The 21069-nt window shown below is 62.4% G+C and carries 20 protein-coding genes; 12 read left to right on the forward strand and 8 right to left on the reverse strand.

All coding sequences use genetic code 11. The features are described 5' to 3' along the window. Positions 1-137: 137 nt before the first annotated feature. On the reverse strand, positions 138-1028 hold the full coding sequence (locus tag CEQ44_RS02445) for a helix-turn-helix transcriptional regulator (protein ID WP_088183006.1): 891 nt from the start codon (positions 1026-1028) through the stop codon (positions 138-140). A gap of 201 nt (positions 1029-1229) precedes the next feature. Here CEQ44_RS02445 and CEQ44_RS02450 point away from each other — a divergent pair, with 201 nt between their 5' ends. Further along, positions 1230-2318 carry an acyl-CoA dehydrogenase family protein gene (locus CEQ44_RS02450; RefSeq protein ID WP_176400242.1) on the forward strand — a complete coding sequence of 363 codons (1089 nt, stop codon included), beginning with the start codon at positions 1230-1232 and terminating at the stop codon, positions 2316-2318. A 142-nt stretch (positions 2319-2460) separates the two neighbouring features. On the opposite strand, the gene CEQ44_RS02455 is transcribed toward CEQ44_RS02450, so the two are convergent. Next, the gene (locus CEQ44_RS02455; protein ID WP_088182969.1) at positions 2461-3474 is read right to left on the reverse strand and encodes an NADP-dependent oxidoreductase; all 1014 of its coding nucleotides are present in this window, start codon (positions 3472-3474) and stop codon (positions 2461-2463) included. Between the two features lie 129 nt (positions 3475-3603). Between CEQ44_RS02455 and CEQ44_RS02460 the strand changes: the two genes are divergently transcribed. Further along, a complete protein-coding gene (locus tag CEQ44_RS02460; RefSeq protein ID WP_088182968.1) occupies positions 3604-3969 on the forward strand; it encodes a Rieske (2Fe-2S) protein in 366 nt (121 codons plus the stop codon). A 96-nt stretch (positions 3970-4065) separates the two neighbouring features. On the opposite strand, the gene CEQ44_RS02465 is transcribed toward CEQ44_RS02460, so the two are convergent. Further along, positions 4066-4818: a ThuA domain-containing protein gene (locus CEQ44_RS02465; protein ID WP_088182967.1), complete on the reverse strand. Its 753-nt coding sequence runs from the start codon at positions 4816-4818 to the stop codon at positions 4066-4068. A 16-nt stretch (positions 4819-4834) separates the two neighbouring features. Continuing rightward, on the reverse strand, positions 4835-5596 hold the full coding sequence (locus CEQ44_RS02470) for an SDR family NAD(P)-dependent oxidoreductase (protein ID WP_088182966.1): 762 nt from the start codon (positions 5594-5596) through the stop codon (positions 4835-4837). Positions 5597-5787: 191 nt separating this feature from the next. Between CEQ44_RS02470 and CEQ44_RS02475 the strand changes: the two genes are divergently transcribed. The 3 genes from CEQ44_RS02475 to CEQ44_RS02485 all read left to right on the forward strand — a co-directional run bounded on the left by CEQ44_RS02475 (position 5788) and on the right by CEQ44_RS02485 (position 8133). Further along, positions 5788-7317, forward strand: a complete 1530-nt coding sequence (locus tag CEQ44_RS02475) for a fatty acid--CoA ligase (RefSeq protein WP_088182965.1) — start codon at positions 5788-5790, stop codon at positions 7315-7317. Positions 7318-7393: 76 nt separating this feature from the next. Further along, positions 7394-7816 (forward strand): nuclear transport factor 2 family protein, encoded by a 423-nt coding sequence (locus CEQ44_RS02480; protein WP_088182964.1) that lies wholly within the window; start codon positions 7394-7396, stop codon positions 7814-7816. A 17-nt stretch (positions 7817-7833) separates the two neighbouring features. Then, positions 7834-8133, forward strand: a complete 300-nt coding sequence (locus CEQ44_RS02485) for a putative quinol monooxygenase (protein ID WP_176400241.1) — start codon at positions 7834-7836, stop codon at positions 8131-8133. Positions 8134-8176: 43 nt separating this feature from the next. Here CEQ44_RS02485 and CEQ44_RS02490 read toward each other — a convergent pair whose 3' ends face one another. Together CEQ44_RS02490 and CEQ44_RS02495 are read right to left on the reverse strand one after the other, a co-directional pair. Beyond that, positions 8177-8959, reverse strand: a complete 783-nt coding sequence (locus CEQ44_RS02490; protein WP_088182962.1) for an SDR family NAD(P)-dependent oxidoreductase — start codon at positions 8957-8959, stop codon at positions 8177-8179. A 25-nt stretch (positions 8960-8984) separates the two neighbouring features. Continuing rightward, complete coding sequence (locus tag CEQ44_RS02495; RefSeq protein WP_088182961.1) at positions 8985-9788, reverse strand: SDR family NAD(P)-dependent oxidoreductase; 804 nt, start codon at positions 9786-9788, stop codon at positions 8985-8987. A 298-nt stretch (positions 9789-10086) separates the two neighbouring features. Here CEQ44_RS02495 and CEQ44_RS02500 point away from each other — a divergent pair, with 298 nt between their 5' ends. The 3 genes from CEQ44_RS02500 to CEQ44_RS02510 all read left to right on the forward strand — a co-directional run bounded on the left by CEQ44_RS02500 (position 10087) and on the right by CEQ44_RS02510 (position 13827). Continuing rightward, a complete protein-coding gene (locus CEQ44_RS02500) occupies positions 10087-12504 on the forward strand; it encodes a TonB-dependent receptor (protein ID WP_254913620.1) in 2418 nt (805 codons plus the stop codon). A gap of 22 nt (positions 12505-12526) precedes the next feature. Next, a complete protein-coding gene (locus tag CEQ44_RS02505) occupies positions 12527-12946 on the forward strand; it encodes a nuclear transport factor 2 family protein (protein ID WP_088182959.1) in 420 nt (139 codons plus the stop codon). Positions 12947-13047: 101 nt separating this feature from the next. Then, entirely contained in the window at positions 13048-13827 is a 780-nt protein-coding gene (locus CEQ44_RS02510) for an SDR family NAD(P)-dependent oxidoreductase (protein WP_088182958.1), read from the forward strand. A gap of 44 nt (positions 13828-13871) precedes the next feature. On the opposite strand, the gene CEQ44_RS02515 is transcribed toward CEQ44_RS02510, so the two are convergent. Further along, positions 13872-15050 (reverse strand): aromatic ring-hydroxylating dioxygenase subunit alpha, encoded by a 1179-nt coding sequence (locus CEQ44_RS02515; protein ID WP_088182957.1) that lies wholly within the window; start codon positions 15048-15050, stop codon positions 13872-13874. 115 nt (positions 15051-15165) lie between these two features. Beyond that, positions 15166-16179 carry an NADP-dependent oxidoreductase gene (locus CEQ44_RS02520; protein WP_088182956.1) on the reverse strand — a complete coding sequence of 338 codons (1014 nt, stop codon included), beginning with the start codon at positions 16177-16179 and terminating at the stop codon, positions 15166-15168. A gap of 179 nt (positions 16180-16358) precedes the next feature. Here CEQ44_RS02520 and CEQ44_RS02525 point away from each other — a divergent pair, with 179 nt between their 5' ends. From CEQ44_RS02525 to CEQ44_RS02540, 4 genes are read left to right on the forward strand one after another with little or no spacing between them, the layout of a single operon-like run. Beyond that, on the forward strand, positions 16359-17786 hold the full coding sequence (locus tag CEQ44_RS02525; protein WP_088182955.1) for an SRPBCC family protein: 1428 nt from the start codon (positions 16359-16361) through the stop codon (positions 17784-17786). Beyond that, positions 17786-18856 (forward strand): phosphotransferase, encoded by a 1071-nt coding sequence (locus CEQ44_RS02530; protein WP_373438226.1) that lies wholly within the window; start codon positions 17786-17788, stop codon positions 18854-18856. The genes CEQ44_RS02525 and CEQ44_RS02530 overlap by 1 nt, the downstream gene beginning before the upstream one ends. Positions 18857-18863: 7 nt before the next feature. Continuing rightward, a complete protein-coding gene (locus tag CEQ44_RS02535; protein WP_088182954.1) occupies positions 18864-20054 on the forward strand; it encodes an acyl-CoA dehydrogenase family protein in 1191 nt (396 codons plus the stop codon). Next, complete coding sequence (locus CEQ44_RS02540; RefSeq protein WP_088182953.1) at positions 20054-21043, forward strand: NADP-dependent oxidoreductase; 990 nt, start codon at positions 20054-20056, stop codon at positions 21041-21043. The genes CEQ44_RS02535 and CEQ44_RS02540 overlap by 1 nt, the downstream gene beginning before the upstream one ends. Positions 21044-21069 lie beyond the last annotated feature (26 nt).

Below are 21069 nucleotides of genomic sequence, written 5' to 3' on the forward strand. Positions count from 1 at the left end.
CACGACTATGGAAATGCGGGCGGGCAAATGCTGCTGTAAGAAAGCATAGGTTACCGATGACGGCCGGGTCGTTTGGCAAGAAAAAGCCCGCCGCGGCGGTGCCGGGCGGGCCATGTTTCTTCGAGATGTCGAGCCGATCAGTTGGCGGCGGTGGCCCCCATAATCTCGTGATTATTCGGCGTGGTCACCGTGGCGACGCTGCCCAGATAGCCGAGCTGGGTCGCCTTGAACACGGTTTGGCTGCGGTTGACCGCTTCCAATTTGGTGGCGGCATTATGGATGTGGAAGCGCACCGTGGCGCAACTGCGCGCCAGAATCATCGAGATCTCCACATCGGTCTTGCCGACCGCTGCCCAGCGCAGACATTCCACTTCCCGCTTGGACAGGCGGCAATTGGTGGGGATCCACGGCCGTTGGCTGGTGACGCGCGAATAGCCGCCGACGAAGCGGCGGCTGTGATATTCCAGTTGATCGGCGTAAAGGTCGAACTCGCGGGACAGGTCTTCGCGCGCATCGTCCAATGGTGAGAAGCTGACCGCGCCGATCTGGCCGAAGGGCAGGTGGATCGGCACGACGATGACGGCGCTGGCGTTCACCTGCTCGCTGAAATGCGACAGGTCGATCTGGCCGAGCAGCGGGTTGTGAGCGCGGGTGTGGATGCCATAGGCGTTGACCCAGAAGGGATCGCTTTCATAACGGCAGGCGAAGGGCAGGGGAGAACTGAGCGCAAGCAACGGCTTCTTCCACCATTGCTCCTTGGTCGATGGCCAGCCGAACACGGAGTGGGCCAGCACATTGCCGTCCGCATCGCACATCGGCATCTTGGACGCGATATTGGCGCAGGCGGCGACGCGGAAATTGCCGACATCCATAGCGATGTCGCGCAACGCCTGCGCCGCGGGCAATATATCGGCCGGCGTCGCAATCGCGGTGGGAACATGCCTGTCGAAACGAGCGTCGGGGCCGATCTGCGTCGGGGTTCCGCCGTCGTTTGAACAGGCGACGGATGTGTCGCCTAATCTCTCCATGATCAAAGGCTACGCCCCAACCCGCCTTGGATCAAGCGAAACAAAACCTATGAATAGTGGCAGGTCCGATGTGTCACGACGCCGCAAACTATCGGAAAATGCAGGCTGGCTTGGGCGCGCCGGGGACTATCCCTTGGCATGGATAAAAGATGCCGCAGTCTTAGCAGGCGCGGCGCCACGATAGCGGAAGCGAGGGGCAGCGTGAATTTCGATCTTAGCGAGGAACAGGCTCTCCTGCGCAACCTTATCGAGAAATTTGCAGGCGATCGCTACGACCCGGCCAAACGCCTGAGCTATGTCAGGCAGGCGCACGGCTTCTGCCCGCAGGGGTGGGCCGCGCTGGCGGACACCGGACTGCTCGCTTTTCCCTTTGCCGAAGAATGGGGCGGTTTCGGCGGCGGCAGCGTCGAACTCATCACCGTGATGGAGGCGATGGGCCGCGCCGTGGCGGTGGAGCCGATCTTGCCAGTCATCCTGATGGCGGGCGGCATGATCGACAAGGCGGGCACGGATGCGCAAAAGGCCCACTGGCTGCCGCGCCTGGCCGCTGGCGAAGCGATGACGAGCCTGGCGCATGGGGAGCATCGGGCGCGCTTCAATCAGGACAGCATCGTGACCCGCGCCAAGGGATCGCAGCTGAACGGCGCGAAGCAGATGGCGCTGGGGGGCAGCGTCGCGGACGTCTTCGTGGTGTCCGCGATCGATGAGGCGGGGCAGGCTGGCTTTTTCCTGGTGCCGGCCGATGCGCCGGGCCTGACGCTGCGCCATTATCGCATGACCGACGGGTCGATCGCGAGCGACCTGGTGCTGACCAATGTGCCGGGCGAACGGATGGCGGGCGGGCGGGCGGCGCTGGACGATGTGTTGATCGACGTCCGGCTGGCGATCAGCGCCGAATTGATCGGGTTGATGGCGATGATGTTCGACGCCACGCTGGACTATATCAAGACGCGCAAGCAGTTCGGCCAGCCGATCGGCGCATTTCAGGCGATCCAGCATCGCATGGCGGACAATTATGCCCGGATGGAATTGAGCCGGTCGCAACTCTACAGGGCGGCGGCGACGCGGCGGGAGGATGCAACCCGCGCTGCGGCGATCACGGGGGCGAAAGCCTATATCAGCGCAAATGCGATGGCGCTGGGCGAGGATGCGGTCCAACTCCATGGCGGCATCGGCACGACCGAGGAACTGATGGTCGGACAAGCGTTCAAGCGGGTCATGCTGTTGGCATCATTGCTGGGCGACAGCGACTGGGAGTTGCGGCGCTATGAGGCGCTGGTGGCGGCCTAGTTTAAGGTGCGTTTGAATCCGATCACTCTCATCCGTTCGGGCTGAGCCTGTCGAAGCCTCTTTCTTTGTCGGCGGTGAAGGAAAGAGCAGCCCTTCGACAGGCTCAGGGCGAACGGATGAGCGTGATGCTCCTGACTGGGGCCTACTCGGCGGACAGATCCACCATCACCTTGCCGATATTGCCCCCGGAGAACAGCTTGCCATAGGCGTCCAATGTGTTTTCCAGACTGGTGGTGACGTCGAACTCCATCCGTACCACGCCCGATTCCAGCCACGGCGCGGTCAGCCGGTTGATCTCCCCGCCGCGAAAATAGAAGTCGGGCGAAAAGAAACCTGCGACGGTGAGCCGCTTCATCAGGATCAGGTCGAAATTATGCGGCCCGACCCGCTCTGCCTTGTCATAGGTAGAGATGAGACCGCAGATGGCGATCCGCCCGTTCATCGCCATCGCGGGCAGCACGGTATCAAGTATGTCCCCGCCGACGCAGTCGAAGAAACAGTCGATCCCGCCCGGCGCCAGCGCCGCGAGCCGTGCGGCCAGATCGTCGGACTTGTAATCGATCGCGGCGGCCAGGCCATAGCGATCGGTCAGCAAGGCGCATTTCGCAGCACCGCCCGCAATGCCGATGACGCGGCATCCCATCGCCTTGGCGAACTGCGCGGCCAGCAGCCCGGTCGCGCCGGCGGCGGCCGATACCAGCACGGTTTCGCCGGGACGCACCCGGCCATATTCGGTCAGGCCGACATAGGCGGTCCAGCCATTGGGGCCAAGCACCGCGAAATGCTGGCGCATGTCCGCGATGGCATCGACGATCCAGATGTCGCCCATGTCGGGATACAGCACGCTATAGTCGGCCCATTGGCCATAGGCCCGCACGATGTCGCCAGCCTTGTATCCAGGATGGCGCGACTCGACCACCTGGCCCAGCACGAAGCCGATGATCTTGCTGCCTAATGGGGTCGGGTCCATATAGCTGTCGGTGCGCGGGGTCAGCCACATGCGGGTGCCCGCATCCAGCGACAGCCAAAGATTGCGCACCAGCAACTGATTGTCGCCGATGTCTGGCACCGCCTCTTCGCGCAACTGGATGCCGGACGCGAAATCGGTGCCGTTCGGATAGCTTTCCAGTCGCCAGAAACGGTTCATGCCGGTCATCCTCTTTTTCCCTGATGATGGCATGGGGTGTTCGGGCCTGTCATGCAGCTATGAAAAGCATTAATTGCCCGGCCTATCGGCTTGGGCCAGACGGGACGGATATGGAGAGAGGCCGGATGTTCAAGACCTATGAGTGAGACCTATCATCGCGTGATCCAGGCATCGGATGTTGCGGAAAAGACGATGCTGCCTTTCATCGTCAATCGCTGGCCATTGTTCCTCTGCCGGGAGGAGGGCGCGATCCACGCGATCATCAACCGTTGCACCCATGCCGCGGCGGAACTCGCGCCCGCCGGCAAGGTCCGGCGCGGATCGGTTATGTGCCCGCTGCACGGCGCGCGGTTCAAGCTGGATAGCGGCGAGTGTCTGGGCGGGGCGGGGTATAAGCCGCTCAAGCTGTTCCCATGGCGCTTGACCGACGACGGCTGGATCGAGGTGGCCGTGCCGGACGAAGCACCGGGGATGGAGCATCTGCCCGTAAAGGCGCTGATCTAGAGTAACCGATCCGATTGCATCGGCTCGGATACTCTAGTCTTTTGATTTGCCGCGTTTTCCGAGTCAGCAGGTGATTCCACCTGATTGTAAAACGCTCTAGGCGCGGCCTTCCTTCGCCCAGTCGATCCCGCGCCGCAAAAGATCGTAAAATACCGGCAAATCCCAGGCACAGCGATCCACGGTGGGCCAATAGTCGAGATGGGGTTGCATGTCATAATGCCCCCGGCAATGGCCCAGCGTGTTGTAGAGGACCGCGCCCTTGTCCTGCGGCTTGATGTAGAGGACGGGATGCTTGTCCTGCGCCCAATCGGCCTCGTCAAAGCCGGTCGCTTCGCCGGCAAATTCGGTTTCGAGCAGGACGCGCAGGTTGCCGTGACGTTCCATCAGATAGAGTTCGTCGGTGGTTTCGAATGCTTGTATGCCGCGCGTTATCGGATGGTCGGGATCGGCGACGGTGACGCTATAGGGCGCGATCGGCGGGTGGGCGATGAACTGGCTGCCCAGCGTCTCCATGAACAGCGGTGCCCAGCGCGGGCTGCCATACAGGCCATTGTCGAACAGGCGCAGCACCGAATTGGTGCCATGCAGCGCATACCAGCGCCCGCCGTGCTTCACCCAATCTCGCAACGCCTCCTGAGCTTCAAGCGAAGGAATAACATCACAGGTGTAAGTTATGATGAAGTCGGCCTGAATTATGGCATCGATGTTGTCGTAATTTTCGAACACGCGGGTACGGACACGCTCGTCTTCGCCCAGCAGCTTGAGTAGTTCCAGCCGGGCGAAGTCGATATCGTGATAGAGACCGCCCGCGATAAGCACGCAGTCGATCCGTTTGGGATGGTCACTCATGCCCCAAATCCTTTGCCTAGAAGGACACGCCCTTGGTCATCGACCCGTCGATCCGCACATTGGCGCCGGTCATGTAACGGCACGCGGGTGAGGCGATGAAGGCGATGGCCTTGCCGATTTCCTCACCGGTGCCCATGCGGCCGAAGGGGATTTGTTGCAGGACCGAATCGTGGAAATCTGTCATATTGTCCTTGATATATTGCCATGGTCCGTCCGTCGTGAAAACGGGACCGGGGGTGACGCAATTGACCCTTATCCCCTGTGGCGCGTGTTTCTGGGCCAGCGCGGCGCTGTAGTTGATGAGCGCGGCCTTGAGCGCATTATAAGGCTGCGGCCCCATAAATTCCTCGACCGCACCCGTGGAAGAGATGGTGACGATCGAACCGGCATCGGACTTTTCCAGCCATGGCAGCGCCGCCTGAATGCCGCGCACCAGCGGCAGGATGTCGCCGTTGAACACGGTGTTCCAGCCCTCGACCGTGTCGGCACCGGGGTTGACCGAGACGAAGGAGATGAAGATGTCGCAGCCGCCCAATTGACCGGCAGCATGCGCGATCCACGCCGGGAAGGCATTGGCGTCGGTGACATCGACCGATGCGCCAAATGCGTTGACGCCCAGCGCGGACAGTTCGGCAACAGCGCTGTCGACCTTGCCCTGCGTGCGCCCGCACAAGGCGATGTCGCAACCTTCGGCCGCCAATATGCGGGCCACGGCCAAGCCTATGCTGGCATTTGCGCCGGCCAATATGGCCTTACGGCCTTTCAGTCCCAGATCCATAGATCGCTCCTCTCGGTCCGCCGGTGCGTCGGCGTCGCCTGTTGCGCTATGTCTAGCCGATGGCGGGGCATGAGGCACTGGCGTTTCCGACAGTGTTCGCGGCTTGCCAGACCCCATGGAATTGAGAGGGGCGAACCGGCCATGTCTGTCCTATAGACGGTGGCATAGACACCAGGAGAGATGTTCCCCATATGGGCAAGCCCGTTCTCGCCGACCTGATCCGTAGCCATGCACAATCGCGTGGCGATGCGATCGCCCTGACGTTCGAGGGGCGGGACAGCAGCTATGCCGCGCTGGACGCCCATGCCAGCCGCGTGGCTGCCGCCATGGTCGCCATGGGCCTGTCACCGGGTGACCGGGTGGCGTTTCTGGGCAAGAACAGCGATCTATATTTCGAATATTGGCTGGGCGCGGTGAAGGCTGGCGTCGTGCTGGTGCCGATCAATTGGCGACTAGCCCCGCCGGAGGTCGCCTATATTTTGGGTGATGCCATGCCCCGGCTGGTGCTGGCCGACCCGGAATTCCTCGACCGGCTGGACGGGCAGGGCGACTATGCGATCCTGACCACCGAACCGGTCGCGGGGCGGGAGGATTTCGCGGCCTGGCGCGACGCGCAGGCGGCGGTCGATCCGTACCGGGATGCAGGCTATGACGCGCCGGTCTTGCAACTTTACACATCCGGCACGACCGGCAATCCCAAGGGCGCGATGCTGACCAATCGCAGCCTGCTGGCGCTCCGGCAGGACACACCAGACGCGATCATGCCCGCATGGAACCGGTGGAGCGCGCAGGATGTCGCGCTGATCGCGATGCCAATTTTTCATATCAGCGGGTCGGGATGGGGGCTGTGGTCGCTGCAACATGGCGGCAAGGGCGTGGTGGTGCGCGAGTTCGATCCGCACAAGGTGCTGGGCCTGCTGACGGAGCATCGCATCACCAAGATCATGATGGTGCCGACCGCGATGCGGATCGTGTGCGATCATCCCGCTGCGGCGACCACGGACTTCAGTTTCCTCCAGACCATCTGCTATGGCGGGTCGGCCATCCCGCTGGACCTGATGCGCCAGGCGATCGCGGTGTTCGGCTGCGGCTTTGCGCAGATGTACGGCATGACGGAGACGGCCGGGACGATCGTGGGGCTGCCACCGGAGGATCATGATCCAAACGGCAATGATCGGATGCGCGGGGTCGGCGTGCCCTTGCCGGGGGTGGAGGTGCGGATCTTCGACGAGAGCGGCGCGGAGGTTCCGCGCGGCGACGTGGGCGAGATCGCGGTGCGGTCGCCCGCGAACATGATCGGCTATTATGGGCGGCCCGACGCGACGGCCGAGACGATCGACGCCGACGGGTGGATGCGCACGGGCGACGCAGGCACGATGGATGCGGACGGCTATCTCTATCTGGCCGATCGCATCAAGGACATGATCATCACCGGCGGCGAAAATGTCTATCCGGCCGAGGTGGAAAATGCGCTCTACAGCCACCCGCAAGTCAGCGACGTCGCGGTCATCGGCGTGCCGGACGTCAAATGGGGCGAGGCGGTCAAGGCGATCGTCGTGCCGATCGAGGGAGAAACGCCCGATCCGGCGGCGCTGATCGCCTGGGCGCGGGAGCGGATTGCGGCTTACAAAGCCCCCAAAAGTGTCGAGTTTCGCGACCAGCTGCCGCGTAATCCATCGGGCAAGATATTACGCCGCCTTCTGCGCGACGAATATCGCTGACCTGCTGTTTCCGGCAGGTCACGGGCCAGCCGCGACGGCATAGCCTGCTGCCAAACAGACAACAGGAGAGCCAAGCATGACCGCCAATTTTACCGGGCCGCTGGAAGATCGCATGGCGATCCGCGAAGTGCTGGAAACCTATGCCGACGCGGTCAATCGCGTGGACGAGGAGTTATGGGCCTCGATCTGGGTCGAGGACAGCCATTGGGATTTGTCGCATTATCCCGAGCTGGGCATAGTGGAGGGGAAGGACGCGATCGTTGCGCTGTGGCGCGGGGCGATGCCGCATTATCCCAAATTGAGCTTCATGATATCCGTTGGCATGATTCAGGTGGACGGCGACGTTGCGCAGGCGCGCACCTATATTTCCGAAGTCTATGAAGAATCCGAAACCGGCAAGGATAAGCGCGCCCGCGCCTGCTATAATGATCGGCTGGTGAAGCGCGGCGGCGCATGGTTCCTCCAAAGCCGCAGCTTCACCATCATCCACCAGACCTGAAGGAAGGGACCATATCCATGATCGTCATCACCGGGCAGATTCACACCGACACGGATACACTGCCTGCGCTGTACGCGCGGCTCAAGGCTCTATGTGCGCCATCGCGGGCGGAGGACGGATGTCTGTTTTATCATATGGCCATGGAGGATGCGGAGCGCGGCGTCATCCTGGCGACGGAAGGATGGCGCGATCGCGTGGCGCTGGACGCGCATTTAGCTTTGCCATCGATCAAGAAATTGCTGGACGATTTCGCAGGTCAATTCAGCAACGACGTGCAGATTCATGAGGTATCGGCTTCGCAGCGCCTGACCATCTGATGGCGTTCGCGCTCCTCGTCATTACCGGCAGAGAGAGCGACAATCATTTGGCCGTCATGCCGCCATCGATCACCAGTTCCGATCCGGTCATGAAACTGGCCGCCGGGGTCGAAAGATAGACGATCCCGGCCGCGATCTCCTGCGGGTCGCCCATCCGGCCCATGGCGTGATTGGCCGACACAGTGGCGCGGGCGGTGGCTTCGTCGGGGAACAGGCCATCGTCGACATAGCGGGCGTAGATGGTGTCCATCATGTTGGTGTCGATGCCGCCGGGGTGGACGCTGTTGACGCGGATGGGCAGGCCCATCATCGCAAATTCCAGGGCGGCGCTCTTGCTGAACAGCTTCACCGCGCCCTTGCTGGCGCAATAGGTGGACATCAGCGCCGCGCCGCGCAGGCCGCCGACGGACGACAGGTTGACGATGGACGAACCGCCCTTGCGGTCCTTGCCGCTTGTAGCCAGCAGGGCCTGCGCGGCCTGCGTACCCAGGAACACGCCCTCGACGTTGATCGCCATGCATTTTCGAAATTCGGCCAATGTCGTGCTGGCGATGCTGTTGGTCACGGATATCCCGGCATTGTTGACCAATATATCGAGCCGGCCATGGGCGCTATCGATATGGGCGATCAGTGCAGCCCAATTGCCTTCTTCGGTCACGTCCAGTCGGCGATAGTCCGCCGCGCCCGTAATGTCCGCACTGTCGGCCAGGTCGGTGGCGATGACCGTTGCGCCGGCTTCCGCAAGAGCAAGGCAGGTCGCGCGGCCGATACCGCCGGTCGCGCCGGTGACGAGCGCGACTGCGCCAGTGAGATCGAAGTCAGCCATAGTTGTTCCTTACAATTTTAGGGGATCAGCGCGCGGTCCATCCGCCATCGACCACGACTTCACTGCCGGTCATATAACTGGCGTCGTCACTGGCGAGGAAAGCGACGACCTTACCGATCTCGACCGGCTGGGCCAGCCGCTTGATCGGCGTCGTCGCCGCCATGCCGTCGATAAGCTCCTGCGCCGTTACCCCATCGCGTTCGGCCCAGCGCGCCATGCCCTGATGCAGCAGCGGCGTTTCAACAAAACCGGGATGGATGCTGTTCACCCGGATCGGAATGCCCGCATCGGCGAACTCCAGCGCGTTGGACTTGCTGAACAGCCGCACTGCGCCCTTCGACGCATTATAGGCCGACACGTCGCCCATGCCGACCAGCCCCATGATCGAGCTGACATTGACTATGCTAGAGCCATAGGGCGTGCTGGCCCCGGCCTTGGCGAGCAAAGGCTGGAACGTCTTGGTGCCCAGGAAAACGGTATCGACGTTGAGTGTCATCAACCGTCGCCAGTCGGCCAGCGCGAGATCCTGCACCTTGCCGGTCAGGTCCGACCCGACATTGTTGACCAATATGTCGAGATGGCCGAAATCCCGCTCGACCTGCGCCCGCGCCGCGATCCAAGCATCCTCCTGCGTGGCGTCCAGCTGAATATAGCTGGCGTTTTCGATAGTATCGATTGCCGCTACGGCCTCGGCGCTGTCGGCAGCATCCAGATCGGTGATGACGACGCTCGCGCCATCGGCCGCCAGGCAGGCGCAGATGGCGCGGCCAATGCCCCGCAACCCCCCGGAAACCAAAGCAATACGTCCGTCCAAGCGGCCTGCGCCCATATCCTCGCCTTTCCCATGTCGGGCCGATGTCTGCCCCTCATTCCAGACGATTGTTGTCCGCTTATGTCGGGCGCGCAACACCTGCGGCTTTTGACAGGGTGACCCGGTACAGCGCCGGGTGCATGCCGCCATCGTCGGTAGGCTGCCCCTCACGGCAATAGTGGGGGCAAGGCAGCGGGGCCGGGACATTGCATCGAGACAAGCGGGGCATCGGACTTTGCGCGATCGATCAAGGGGAGAGGGCATCATCATGACTATCGCTATTACGCGTCGGGCTATGGAATTAGGTGGAAGCGTAATGGCGCTTTCGCTGGCGTGTGCCACGCCCGCGCTGGCGCAGGATGCGCCCGCGCCGCAGGCGGCGGACGTAGCCTCGCCCCAGGGCGGCCTGACCGACATCGTCGTCACCGCGCGCAAACGAGCGGAAAGCGTGCAGGACGTGCCGGTCGCCGTCACCGCCCTGTCGGCCGAACTGATCGCCAAGCAGGATTTGACCTCGATCGAAAAGATCGCGGCGCGGACCCCCAACCTCAATGTCGGTCGCGCCTCCAACGGGTCGGGCGCGCAGCTTACTTTGCGCGGTATCGGGTCTTCGTCCACTTCGATCGGGATCGAACAGTCGGTCGCGGTGGTGGTGGACGGCGTGTATTATGGCCAGGGGCGGATCATCAACGAAGGCTTCTTCGATCTTGGGCGGGTGGAAATCCTCAAAGGCCCGCAGGCGCTGTTCTTTGGCAAGAACGCCACGGCCGGCGTTATTTCGCTGACCAGCGCCGATCCGGGCGCGACGCAGGAGATCAAGCTGCGCGCGGGTTACGAATTCAATGCGCAGCAGGTGCAGTTGGAAGGCGTCTATTCGACCCCGCTCACCGATACGCTGGGCCTGCGCGTCGCCGTGCGCGGGTCGAAAATGTATGAAGGCTATTACCGGAACGTCGCGGCGCCCTTCAACTATGCGACCCTGGACGTGGCGACCGGCGCGGCGGTTAGCGTCGTCGCCAATCCTGCCCCGGAGGATCAGCCTGGCGAAAAGGAATTGCTGGGCCGCATCACTCTGAAATGGGAACCGACGGACCGTTTCACCGCGACGCTGAAAGGGTCGGGCACCTATAACAAGACCAATAATAACAGCTGGAACTATGTTGCCTTCAACTGTCCGTCGGGGGTCAGCCAATTGAACGGCTACACCTGCAAACGCGACTTCATCGGGCATCAGAACAAGCTGCCTGCCGAGTTCGCGGCGCAAATCCCCTATGCCAAGGAGGATGGCAGCCTCTATAATCGCTACAAGAGCTGGGCGGTCACGGCGAACCTCAATTATGAGGTGGACGATGTCACGCTGACGTCCGTCACCAACTATAATTGGAACAACAATCAGTGGGCCTGCGCCTGCGATTTCCAGTCCAGTCCTGCGTCCAACTGGGCAACGGAAAATTCGACCTATCACGCTTTCTCGTCCGAATTTCGCGCGCTCACGACCTTCGATGCGCCGATCAACCTGATGGTCGGGGCGCTCTATCAAAAGACCAAGCGGACCTTCGACCAATATATCGTGCTGGCGGGCCTGACCAACAGCGCGGCCGCGCCGGAGGACGAATATCTCGCCACGCGCAAGACCAGCTTCACCGATGGCGAGACGATCGCGGCGTTCGGGCAGGTGACGTGGAAGATATTGCCCACGGTCGAGGTCGCGGGCGGCGTGCGTTATACGCATGAGACCAAGGACAGCTTCTTCACCCAGCCCTATAATAATCCGGGCCTGACCAGTATTTTCCGGCCGCAGGACGACCCGGACGGGCTGGGCGTGGTGACGGCGAACCAAGTGTTCAACAATTGGTCGCCCGAAGCCACGATCACCTGGAAGCCAAGCGCTGACCTGCTGGTCTATGGCGCGTACAAGACCGCCTATAAATCGGGCGGCTTTTCCAATGGCGGCATCAACAGCAAGCTGTCCAGCGTGCCGTTCGACGACCTGACCTTCGACCCGGAAAAGGCGAGCGGGTTCGAAGCGGGGATCAAATCGACGCTGATGGACAATCAGTTGCGCCTGAACCTGGGCATCTACACCTATGGCTACAGCAATCTCCAGGTCGATTTCTTCAATTCGCCGATCTTCGCCTTCCAGACGCTGACGGCCGATGCCCGCACCAAGGGCGTGGAACTGGAGTTCGAATATGCCCCGCGCAGCGCGTCGGGCCTCAATCTCCATGGTTCGATCAACTATAACCGCGCGCGTTACACCGATTTCCCCGACGCGCCCTGCTATGCGGGGCAGAGCCAGGCGGAAGGGTGCAATGTCGTCGTCGGCGCGGCCTTCCGCCAGAATCTGAAGGGCCAGCCCTTGTCGGTCGCGCCGGAATGGACCGGCACGCTGGGGGCGTCCTATGACATGGTGCTGGCCAACGGCATGACGCTGGGCCTGAACGCAGACGCGCGCTACAGCGACTCCTATCTGGCGTCGGGCTTCGGCAGCCTGGATTCCAGGCAGGGCAGCTATGTCACGATCGACGCGGGCATGCGGTTGGGCACGGAGGATGAACGGTGGCAGATCGCGCTGATCGGCAAGAATCTGACCAACCGCTTCTATGTGACCGGCGCAGTGGATGGTCCCTCGACCGGCGGCGCGTCGGGCGGGCTGACATCTGCCCATGCCGACCAGCTGGGCTTCGGCACGCTGCCCCGGACCGTGATGCTACAGGTTTCGACCAAATTCTGACGGGAACGCAAGGGAGACGAGCATGGACGCCGAACGCTACGCGGCCCTCAAGGGTCAGATCGACCATCTCTATTCCCTGACCGGCACCGGCCAGTGGGATAAGGTCGAGGCACTTCTGACCGACGACTTCAAGATCGTGGAGGCAGAAACGCTGCCCTTCGGCGGCGTCTATGAAGGCAAGGGCGCCTTGCAGGCGCTCTTCACCAAGGTCTTCGCCTTCTGGGAAGACCCGGCGCTGGATTATAAGGATATCGCGATATCGGAGGATAATATCATCGTCCTCCTCTCCTTCCACGCGACGTCGCGCTTCAATGGCGAACGGCTGGAAATGCCCTTGTGCGAAGTATTCCACCTGCGCGACGGCAAGTTCAGCGGCATCACCCCCTATTATTTCGATACGGCGGCGATCTGCCGCGCGACCGGCACGCCGGTCGATCGCTGACATCCCATGCGCCGCCTGCCATTTATAGCAGGCGGCAAAGGGCTTGCACCTTGCCATGATGGCCGCAAACAGGCGTAATCGGGCGAGAGGATGATGAGCATATGAGCAATTTGGCGGGCAAGGTGGCACTGGTCACCGGCGGGACGTCGGGCATTGGCAAGGCGACGGTGGAGCGCCTGTCCGCAGACGGCGCCCACGTGATCTTCACCGGATCGAACGAAGCCGCCGCTGCCGCGATCACCGCCGCGACCGGCGCCACTTTCCTCAAGAGCCGGGTGCAGGAGCCGGCCGACTGGGCGCGGTTCGATGCGCTGGTCCGTGCGGATTTCGGTCGGCTCGACATCGCCTTCGCCAATGCCGGCATGGAACGCGGCGACAGCAGCGTCGAACATATCGCGCTCGACGCGTGGAACGGCCTGCTGGACGTCAACCTGACCGGCGTGATGCTGACCGCGCAGGCCGCCGTCCGGTTGATGCGCGACAATCCGGGCGGGGCGACCGGGTCGATCATCGTCAACAGTTCGATGAGCGCGCATAAGGTGATGGGCAATTTCGTCGCCTATTCGACCACCAAGGGCGCGGTGCTGGCGCTGTCGAAATCGGTCGCCATGCATTGCGCGAATGAGGGGATGAAAATCCGCTGCAACGCGATCCTGCCCGGCGTCGTGCAGACCGACATGATCCAGGCGATCATCGACAAGTCGCCCGACAGCGCCGCGGCGCTGGCTGCCTATCAGGGCATGTCCCCGCTGCGCCGGATGGCCCAGGTGGAGGAGGTCGCGGCGCTGGTGTCCTTCCTGGCGTCGGACGAAGCCGCGTTCATCTCCGGCGCGGAATATGCGATCGACGGCGCATCGACGGCCGGGATGATGGGGGTTTAGAGCGCGAACTTCCGGCCGCTCCCGCCCCGCAGGAGCGCCAACCCTCAGAGGATCGGCGGCACCTTCGCCGGATCGTCGCTCAGATAATAGTCGATATAGCGGTGGAAATATTGGTTGCCGCGCTCGTTGCGGCCAAAGGTTACGTTGGGCCGTGCGCCCGACTCCATCCCCTTTTGCACCTGTAGCCCCACGCCATAATCCTCCACGTCCACCACGTCGCGCAGCCAGTCCATCATGCCCTCGATCGCGGCGGCGTCCGCCTCGTCCTTCGGGCCATGGCGGCGGATGAACAGCAGGTTGGTCATATTCTTGTCCGGCGTCGGACCGGGGATCAATTGTGCGACCTGGGTGATTTCAGGCGCGAAGAAGATGCTGACATTGGGGAAGATGGTGCGCACGAAGTCATAGCCTTCATTTTCATGTTCGCCCCATGTCTCGCGCGGCAGCGCGCCCAGCGCTTCCTTGATGCGGACCTGGGGATAGCCCACGCGCAGATGCGGGCCATAGGCGGTGAAGCTCATGATATTGCTGAAGGTGCGCGGATGGATGGTTTCGGGATGGGCCGCCGCGAAATGATAGCCCTCCAGATAGCCGTCATAGGCGATCTTCCAGTTCGCGCCATAGATGCGGCGCGACCCGCAAAAATGCCATTGATCCAGCTGATAGGCGTTGAGGTCGTCCAGCATCCCGCCCAGATGCTTGCCGATGTCCATGTCGGCGGCGGGGTCCAGGCTGACCCAGATGATGCCGCCGGCTTCCACGCAGGGCAGGGTCGTGAGATTATGGTCCTCCTTGCAGATCGGACCGAACTTGCCGGGTTCGGCGACGCCGATCAGCTTGCCGTCATTGGCGAAGGTCCAGGCGTGATAGGGGCAGGAAAAGCGCTTGGCGTTGCCATGGCCCTCTGGCTTGAGGATCATGCCGCGATGTGAGCAGACATTATACATTGCCGCGACCGAACCGTCGGTCCTGCGCGTGATGAGGATGGGCTTTCCCATCAGGTCCATCGCCTTGTAATCGCCCGGATTGGGCATTTCGGCGGTCAATGCGGCGAGCAGCGGCAGTTTCAGGAATATCTCCGCCATTTCCCGGTCGAACCAGGCCGGGTCGGTATAGGCGGCGGCGGGCACGGCCATGGTTTCGGGCGCGCAGTCGGTCGTGCCGGTCTCAACAAAGTCCAGCATCCGGGCAGCTTCGTTGCCGATGATGTCATGATAGCCCATGGTCGCGTCTTTCTCCTTAGAGCGATTTCAAATCAAACGGTATCGTTTGATGACTTGGAAATCGCGTCAACAACAAACTAAAGCGGCCGATCCGGCTTAGCCGGGCCATACCGCTCTAGGGCAGGCAGACGACGGTTTTCCCCGTCGTCCTGCCGCTCATCAATCGTATGAGGGCATTCGGCGCGCCGTCCAGCCCATAGGTCACATTTTCCAGCGGGCGCAGGTCGCCAGCCTTCACCCATGCCCCGATACGCGATTGCGCCTCGGCCAGATACTCTGGATGCTCATAGGTCAGGAATCCCTGCATCGTCGCGCGTTTGACCAGCACCTGCCAAAGGTTGCGGATCGGATAGGGTTCGTCGGCATGATTATAGTTTGCGATCATGCCGCACACGACCACCCGGCCGTGATCGGCCAGATGAGGCAGGACGCCATCCAATATCTCACCCCCTACATTGTCGAAATAGACGTCAATCCCCTGCGGCGCAGCGGCGGCTATCTTCTCGTCCAGCGTGCCGGGCGCATTATAATCGATGACCGCGTCAAAGCCCAGATCGCGGCACAACGCGACCTTGCCGGGCGAACTGGTGATGCCGATCGTGCGGCACCCGGACAGGCGCGCGATCTGTCCGGCGACATTGCCGACCGCGCCCGCCGCCGCGCTGATCGCGACGGTATCGCCCGGCTTGATCCGCCCGATCGCGAACAGCCCGACATAGGCGGTCAGGCCCGACGGGCCGAGCGTGCCCATATAGAGCGACAGCGCGTCCCGATCAGGGCAGTCGCATTTTTCCAGGCCCAGCGCGTCGGCGGCCAGCAGGCTATATTCCTCCCATCCCGCCAGCGCCCGGACGATGTCGCCTGCTGAAAAGCCCGTCAGACGGCTCTCCACCACTTCGCCCAGAGCCATGCCGCGGATGGTTTCGCCGATCGCCAGGGGCGGCAGATAGCTGGGCCGGTCGTCCATGAAGCCCCGGATGGCCGCATCGATCGCGAACACCCGGTTGCGGACCAGCATCGTGCCCTCCGCCACCACGGGCAGCGGCGCTTGCGCCAACGCGAAGTCGCCCGCCTGCGGCAGGCCTTCGGGACGGCGGGCCAGCGTGATGGTGCGATGCGTGCCGGTCATAACTCTCCTAAGCGCCGGTCGTGGCCGACGAGAAGGATGATAGAGCGTGCGGGGTTGGCGCTTCCCTGTGATTATCACTAGGTCAACCCATCAACGCCTTGGATCGCCTGACGCAATCCATAGGTCATAAAGCGCCGGACTTTCGATAGGTTGGGTGAAGGAAGAGGAGATTCGAGACCATGGCCGACGCCGATCCCCAGATCAAAGCCCCGCCACAGATCAAGGGAGAGCCGCTGCCGCGTTGTCCGGGGCCGTCCTATCGCGACCTGGCGCTGGCCGACACCAATGAAGTGCCGGAATATCTCTATCAGGATGTCTATGAAAATCTGGGGTCCGATCCGATCCCCGCGTCACGCTATACCGACCCGGCCTTTTTCGAGCTGGAAAAGCAGAAAATGTGGCCCAAGGTCTGGCAATTTGCCGCCCGCGAAGAAGAATTGCCGGAACCAGGCGACTATGCGGTGTATGAGAATGTCGGCAAATCCTTCATCCTCGTGCGGCAAGACGATATGTCCGTCCGCGCCTTCTACAATGTCTGCCTGCATCGCGGCCGCAAGCTGAAGCTGGAAAGCGGCTGGGCGGGCGAACTGCAATGCCCCTTCCATGGCTTTACCTGGAATATGGACGGGTCGATGAAGCAGATCCCGTGCCGCTGGGATTTTGCGCATCTGTCGGACGATCAGATGGCGTTGCCCGAAGTGTCGGTCGGCCGCTGGGGCGGCTATATCTTCATTCGGGAAGCCGCCGAAGGGCCGACGATCGAAGAGTTCCTCGCCCCGCTACCGGAGCATTTCCAGCGCTGGAAGCATGAGGAATGCACGACCGTCATCTGGGTCGGAAAGGTGGTGCCGGCCAACTGGAAGGTGGTGATGGAGGCTTTCATGGAAAGCTGGCACACCGTTGTCACTCACCCCCAATTGCTGCCGTTCACGGGCGACGCCAATTCATCCTACAATATCTATGGCGACTATACGAACCTGACGGTCACGCCCTTTGGCACCATGTCGCCCCATATCGATCCCGACGGCAAGCCGCAGCAATGGATCGTGGACGAGTTCGTGAAATATAATGGCCGATCGTCCGACAATTATGAGGAGCAGCCCGAAGGCGGCTATAACGTCAAAGTGCCCGACGGCGTTACGGCGCGCGCAGCGTTGGGCGCCAGCCTGCGCGAAACGACCAGCAAGATGTTCGGACAGGACATCAGCTTTGCGTCCGATAGCGAGATGATGGACGCGCTGCTCTACAATGTCTTTCCCAATTACAGCCCCTGGGCCGGGTTCCAGCCCAATATCGTCTATCGCTGGCGGCCCTGGCATGATGTCGATCATTGCCTGATGGAAGTACGCATCCTCACCCGCACGCCGCCCGGCGAAACCCCGCCCAAATGCCCGCCGATGCATTTCCTGACCGACGCCCAAAAATGGACCGAAGCGGCGGAGATCGGCATTTTGGGCGATGTGTTCGAACAGGATATGGAAAATCTGCCCTTCGTGCAGCAGGGCCTGAAAAGCTCCGCCAATGGGCAGGTGCAACTGGCCAATTATCAGGAAATCCAGATTCGCCAGTTCCAAAATACGTTGATGAAATTCATCGACGCAGAATGATGATGGAGAGCAGCGCGCAGCAGCGCTTCGCCGGATCGGGCGCGATCCGCGAAGGGCATGGATTCGATATGGACCGACTGGCTGCCTGGATGGCGGACCATGTGGAGGGTTTTGCCGGGCCGCTGACGGCGGAACAGTTCAAGGGCGGCCAATCCAACCCGACCTACAAGCTGACCACGCCGACGCGCCCATATGTCATGCGCCGCAAGCCGCCGGGCCAGTTGCTCAAGGGCGCGCACGCGATCGAACGGGAATATCGCGTAATCCGCGCCTTGGAGGCCGCGGGCTTTCCGGTCGCCAAAGCCTATGCCCTGTGTGACGACGACACCATCGTCGGCACCGCCTTCTACCTGATGGAAATGGTGGAAGGGCGCATTTTCTGGGATTCGACATTGCCCGGCCTGACGTCGGAGGAGCGGCCGCTCTATTTCGACGCGATGAATGCCACGATCGCCCAGTTGCACGGCTTTGCCCCTGACGCGATCGGCCTTGGCGATTATGGACGGCCCGGCAATTATTTCGAACGCCAGATTGCGCGCTGGTCGCGCCAATATGGCGAGGATGGCGAAGCCGGGCGACTGGACGATATGGACTGGCTGGTCGACTGGCTGCCGACCAACATTCCGGCAGGCGACGAAAGCAGCGTGGTGCACGGCGACTTTCGCGCCGACAATATGATCTGGCACGCGACCGAGCCGAAGATATTGGCGGTGCTGGACTGGGAACTGTCGACGCTCGGCCATCCGCTCGCCGATTTTACCTATCATCTGATGATGTACCATCTGCCGCCCCATATCATTGGCGGCTTCAAGGGCGCGGATCTCGTTGCCCTCAACATCCCGCGCCAGGACGACTATGTCGCGGCCTATTGTGCCCGAACAGGCAGAGGCGGGATTGACGATCTGTCCTTCTACCTTGCGTTCAACATGTTCCGCTTCGCTGCGATCATTCACGGCATCAAAGGGCGGATGGCGCGCGGGACGGCCGCCTCACCCGAAGCCGCCAGTCTGGTCGACACGCTGCCCGAACTCGCCAGCCTGGCTCGCGCCATGGCCGCCCGAAAGGACTGAATTGCCCATGATTACCGCTCCTCATTCCGCGCCGACCCAGCGTGCCGCCGATCTGGCCGCGCGGGTCGAACGCTTCGTGCGCGACGTTATCATCCCCTATGAAAAAGACCCGCGTCAGGACGCCCATGGTCCGATGGAGGAGCTGGTCGCCGAAATGCGCGGCAAGGCGCGCGCCGCCGGGCTGATGACGCCCCATGTCCTGCCCGATGGCGGGCATCTGACCCATCGCGAAACCGCGCTGGTGCTCAAGACGTCGGGCCTGTCCATCCTTGGTCCGACCGCGCTCAACACCGCCGCCCCGGACGAGGGGAACATGTATCTGATCGGCAAGGTCGGCACGCAGGCGCAAAAGGATCATTTCCTTGCCCCCATGCACCGCGGCGAAGCGCGGTCCGCCTTCTTCATGACCGAACCGGCCGAGGATGGCGGTGCCGGGGCCGACCCGTCGATGATGCAGACGCGCGCAGTGCAGGACGGCAACCATTGGGTGATCAACGGGCGCAAAGCGTTCATTACCGGGGCGAAGGGCGCGAAGGTCGGCATCGTCATGGCCAATAGCGGTACGGCGGAAAAGATGGCGGCGACCATGTTCCTGGTCGACCTGCCCGATCCGGCGATCCGTATCGAGCGAGTGATGGACACGCTAGACGGCTCGATGCCCGGCGGCCATTCCGTGATCGCGATCGACAATCTGCGCGTGTCGCCGGACCAGGTGCTGGGCGAGCTGCACAAGGGCTTCGAATATGCGCAAATCCGCCTCAGCCCCGCGCGGCTCACCCATTGTATGCGCTGGCTGGGCGCGTGCATCCGCGCGCAGGAGATTGCGTCCGCCTATGCCTGCAAGCGCCATGCTTTCGGCAAGCCGCTGATCGATCATGAGGGTGTCGGCTTTCCGCTGGCGGAAAACCTCATCGACCTGAAGCAATGCGAACTCATCATCGACTGGTGTGCCGATGTCCTGGACAGCGGCGAACTGGGCACCACCGAAAGCTCGATGGCCAAGGTCGCGGTGTCCGAAGCGCTGTTCCGCGTCGCTGATCGCTGCATCCAGGTAATGGGCGGCACCGGCGTCACGCAGGACACGATGGTCGAGCAAGTGTTCCGCGAAATCCGCGCCTTTCGCATCTATGACGGCCCGACCGAGGTCCATAAATGGAGCCTCGCCAAGAAGATCAAGCGCGCGAACGCAGGGCATTGATGCGTCAGCTAGTCCTTGCCGACCGCCCGATCGGTCGCCCGGTCGCCGCCACCGACTTTACGATGGTCGATGGGCCCATGCCGGTGCCCGGTCAGGGTCAGATGCTGTTGGCGACGCGCTGGCTGGGGTTCGAGCCGGCACAAAAGGGGTGGATGGAAAATTTCGGCGGCTATGTCGCGCCGATCGAGCTGGGCGACGTCATGCGCGGCATGGGCGTGGCGGAAGTGGTCGTGAGCGAGGGCGGCAAGTTCCCGGTCGGCACGATGGTCGCGGGCATGACCGGCTGGACCGAGGCGCTGGTCAGCGACGGCACGGGTTTCGACATCTGCCATCCTGATTTGCCGCCGCAAGCCATGCTGGGGTTGCTCGGCATACCGGGCCTGACTGCCTGGGTCGGGCTGCACGACATCGGTCGCCCCGTGGCAGGTGACACGGTCCTTGTCTCAGGCGCGGCCGGTGCGACGGGTTCGGTCGCAGGACAACTGGCCAAGATTGCGGGATGCCGGGTGATCGGTATCGCCGGTGGTGCTGAAAAATGCGCCTGGCTGGTCGATGAAGCCGGGTTCGACGCCGCGATCGATTATAAGGCGGGCGACGTGTCGAAGCAGCTCAAGGCGCTGGCCCCCGATGGCGTCGATGTCGTCTATGACAATGTCGGCGGCGACGTGCTGGACGCGATGCTGGCGCGCTTGGCGATCGGCGCGCGGGTGGTGCTCTGCGGCGGCATCAGTCGTTATGAGCAGGCAGGCAACATCGCGGGACCGGCCAATTATTTCAGCCTGATCCTGCGCCGGGCGACGATGGGCGGGTTCATCGTTCTGGACCATGAGGCAAGGTGGCCGATGATCCGGGTGCGCTTGGCGGTATTGGCGCTGGCCGGGCGGATCAGCTGGCAGATGGATGTGCTGGAAGGGCTGGACAATGCCCCGGCGGCGCTGGCGCGGCTGTTTACCGGCGCCAACCGGGGCAAGCAGGTCGTGCGGCTTTGACCATGATTTGATCGTTCGAACAAGGA

Origin of the sequence: Sphingobium sp. Z007 (genome assembly GCF_900013425.1) — a bacterium.
Classification (GTDB): Bacteria; Pseudomonadota; Alphaproteobacteria; order Sphingomonadales; family Sphingomonadaceae; genus Sphingobium.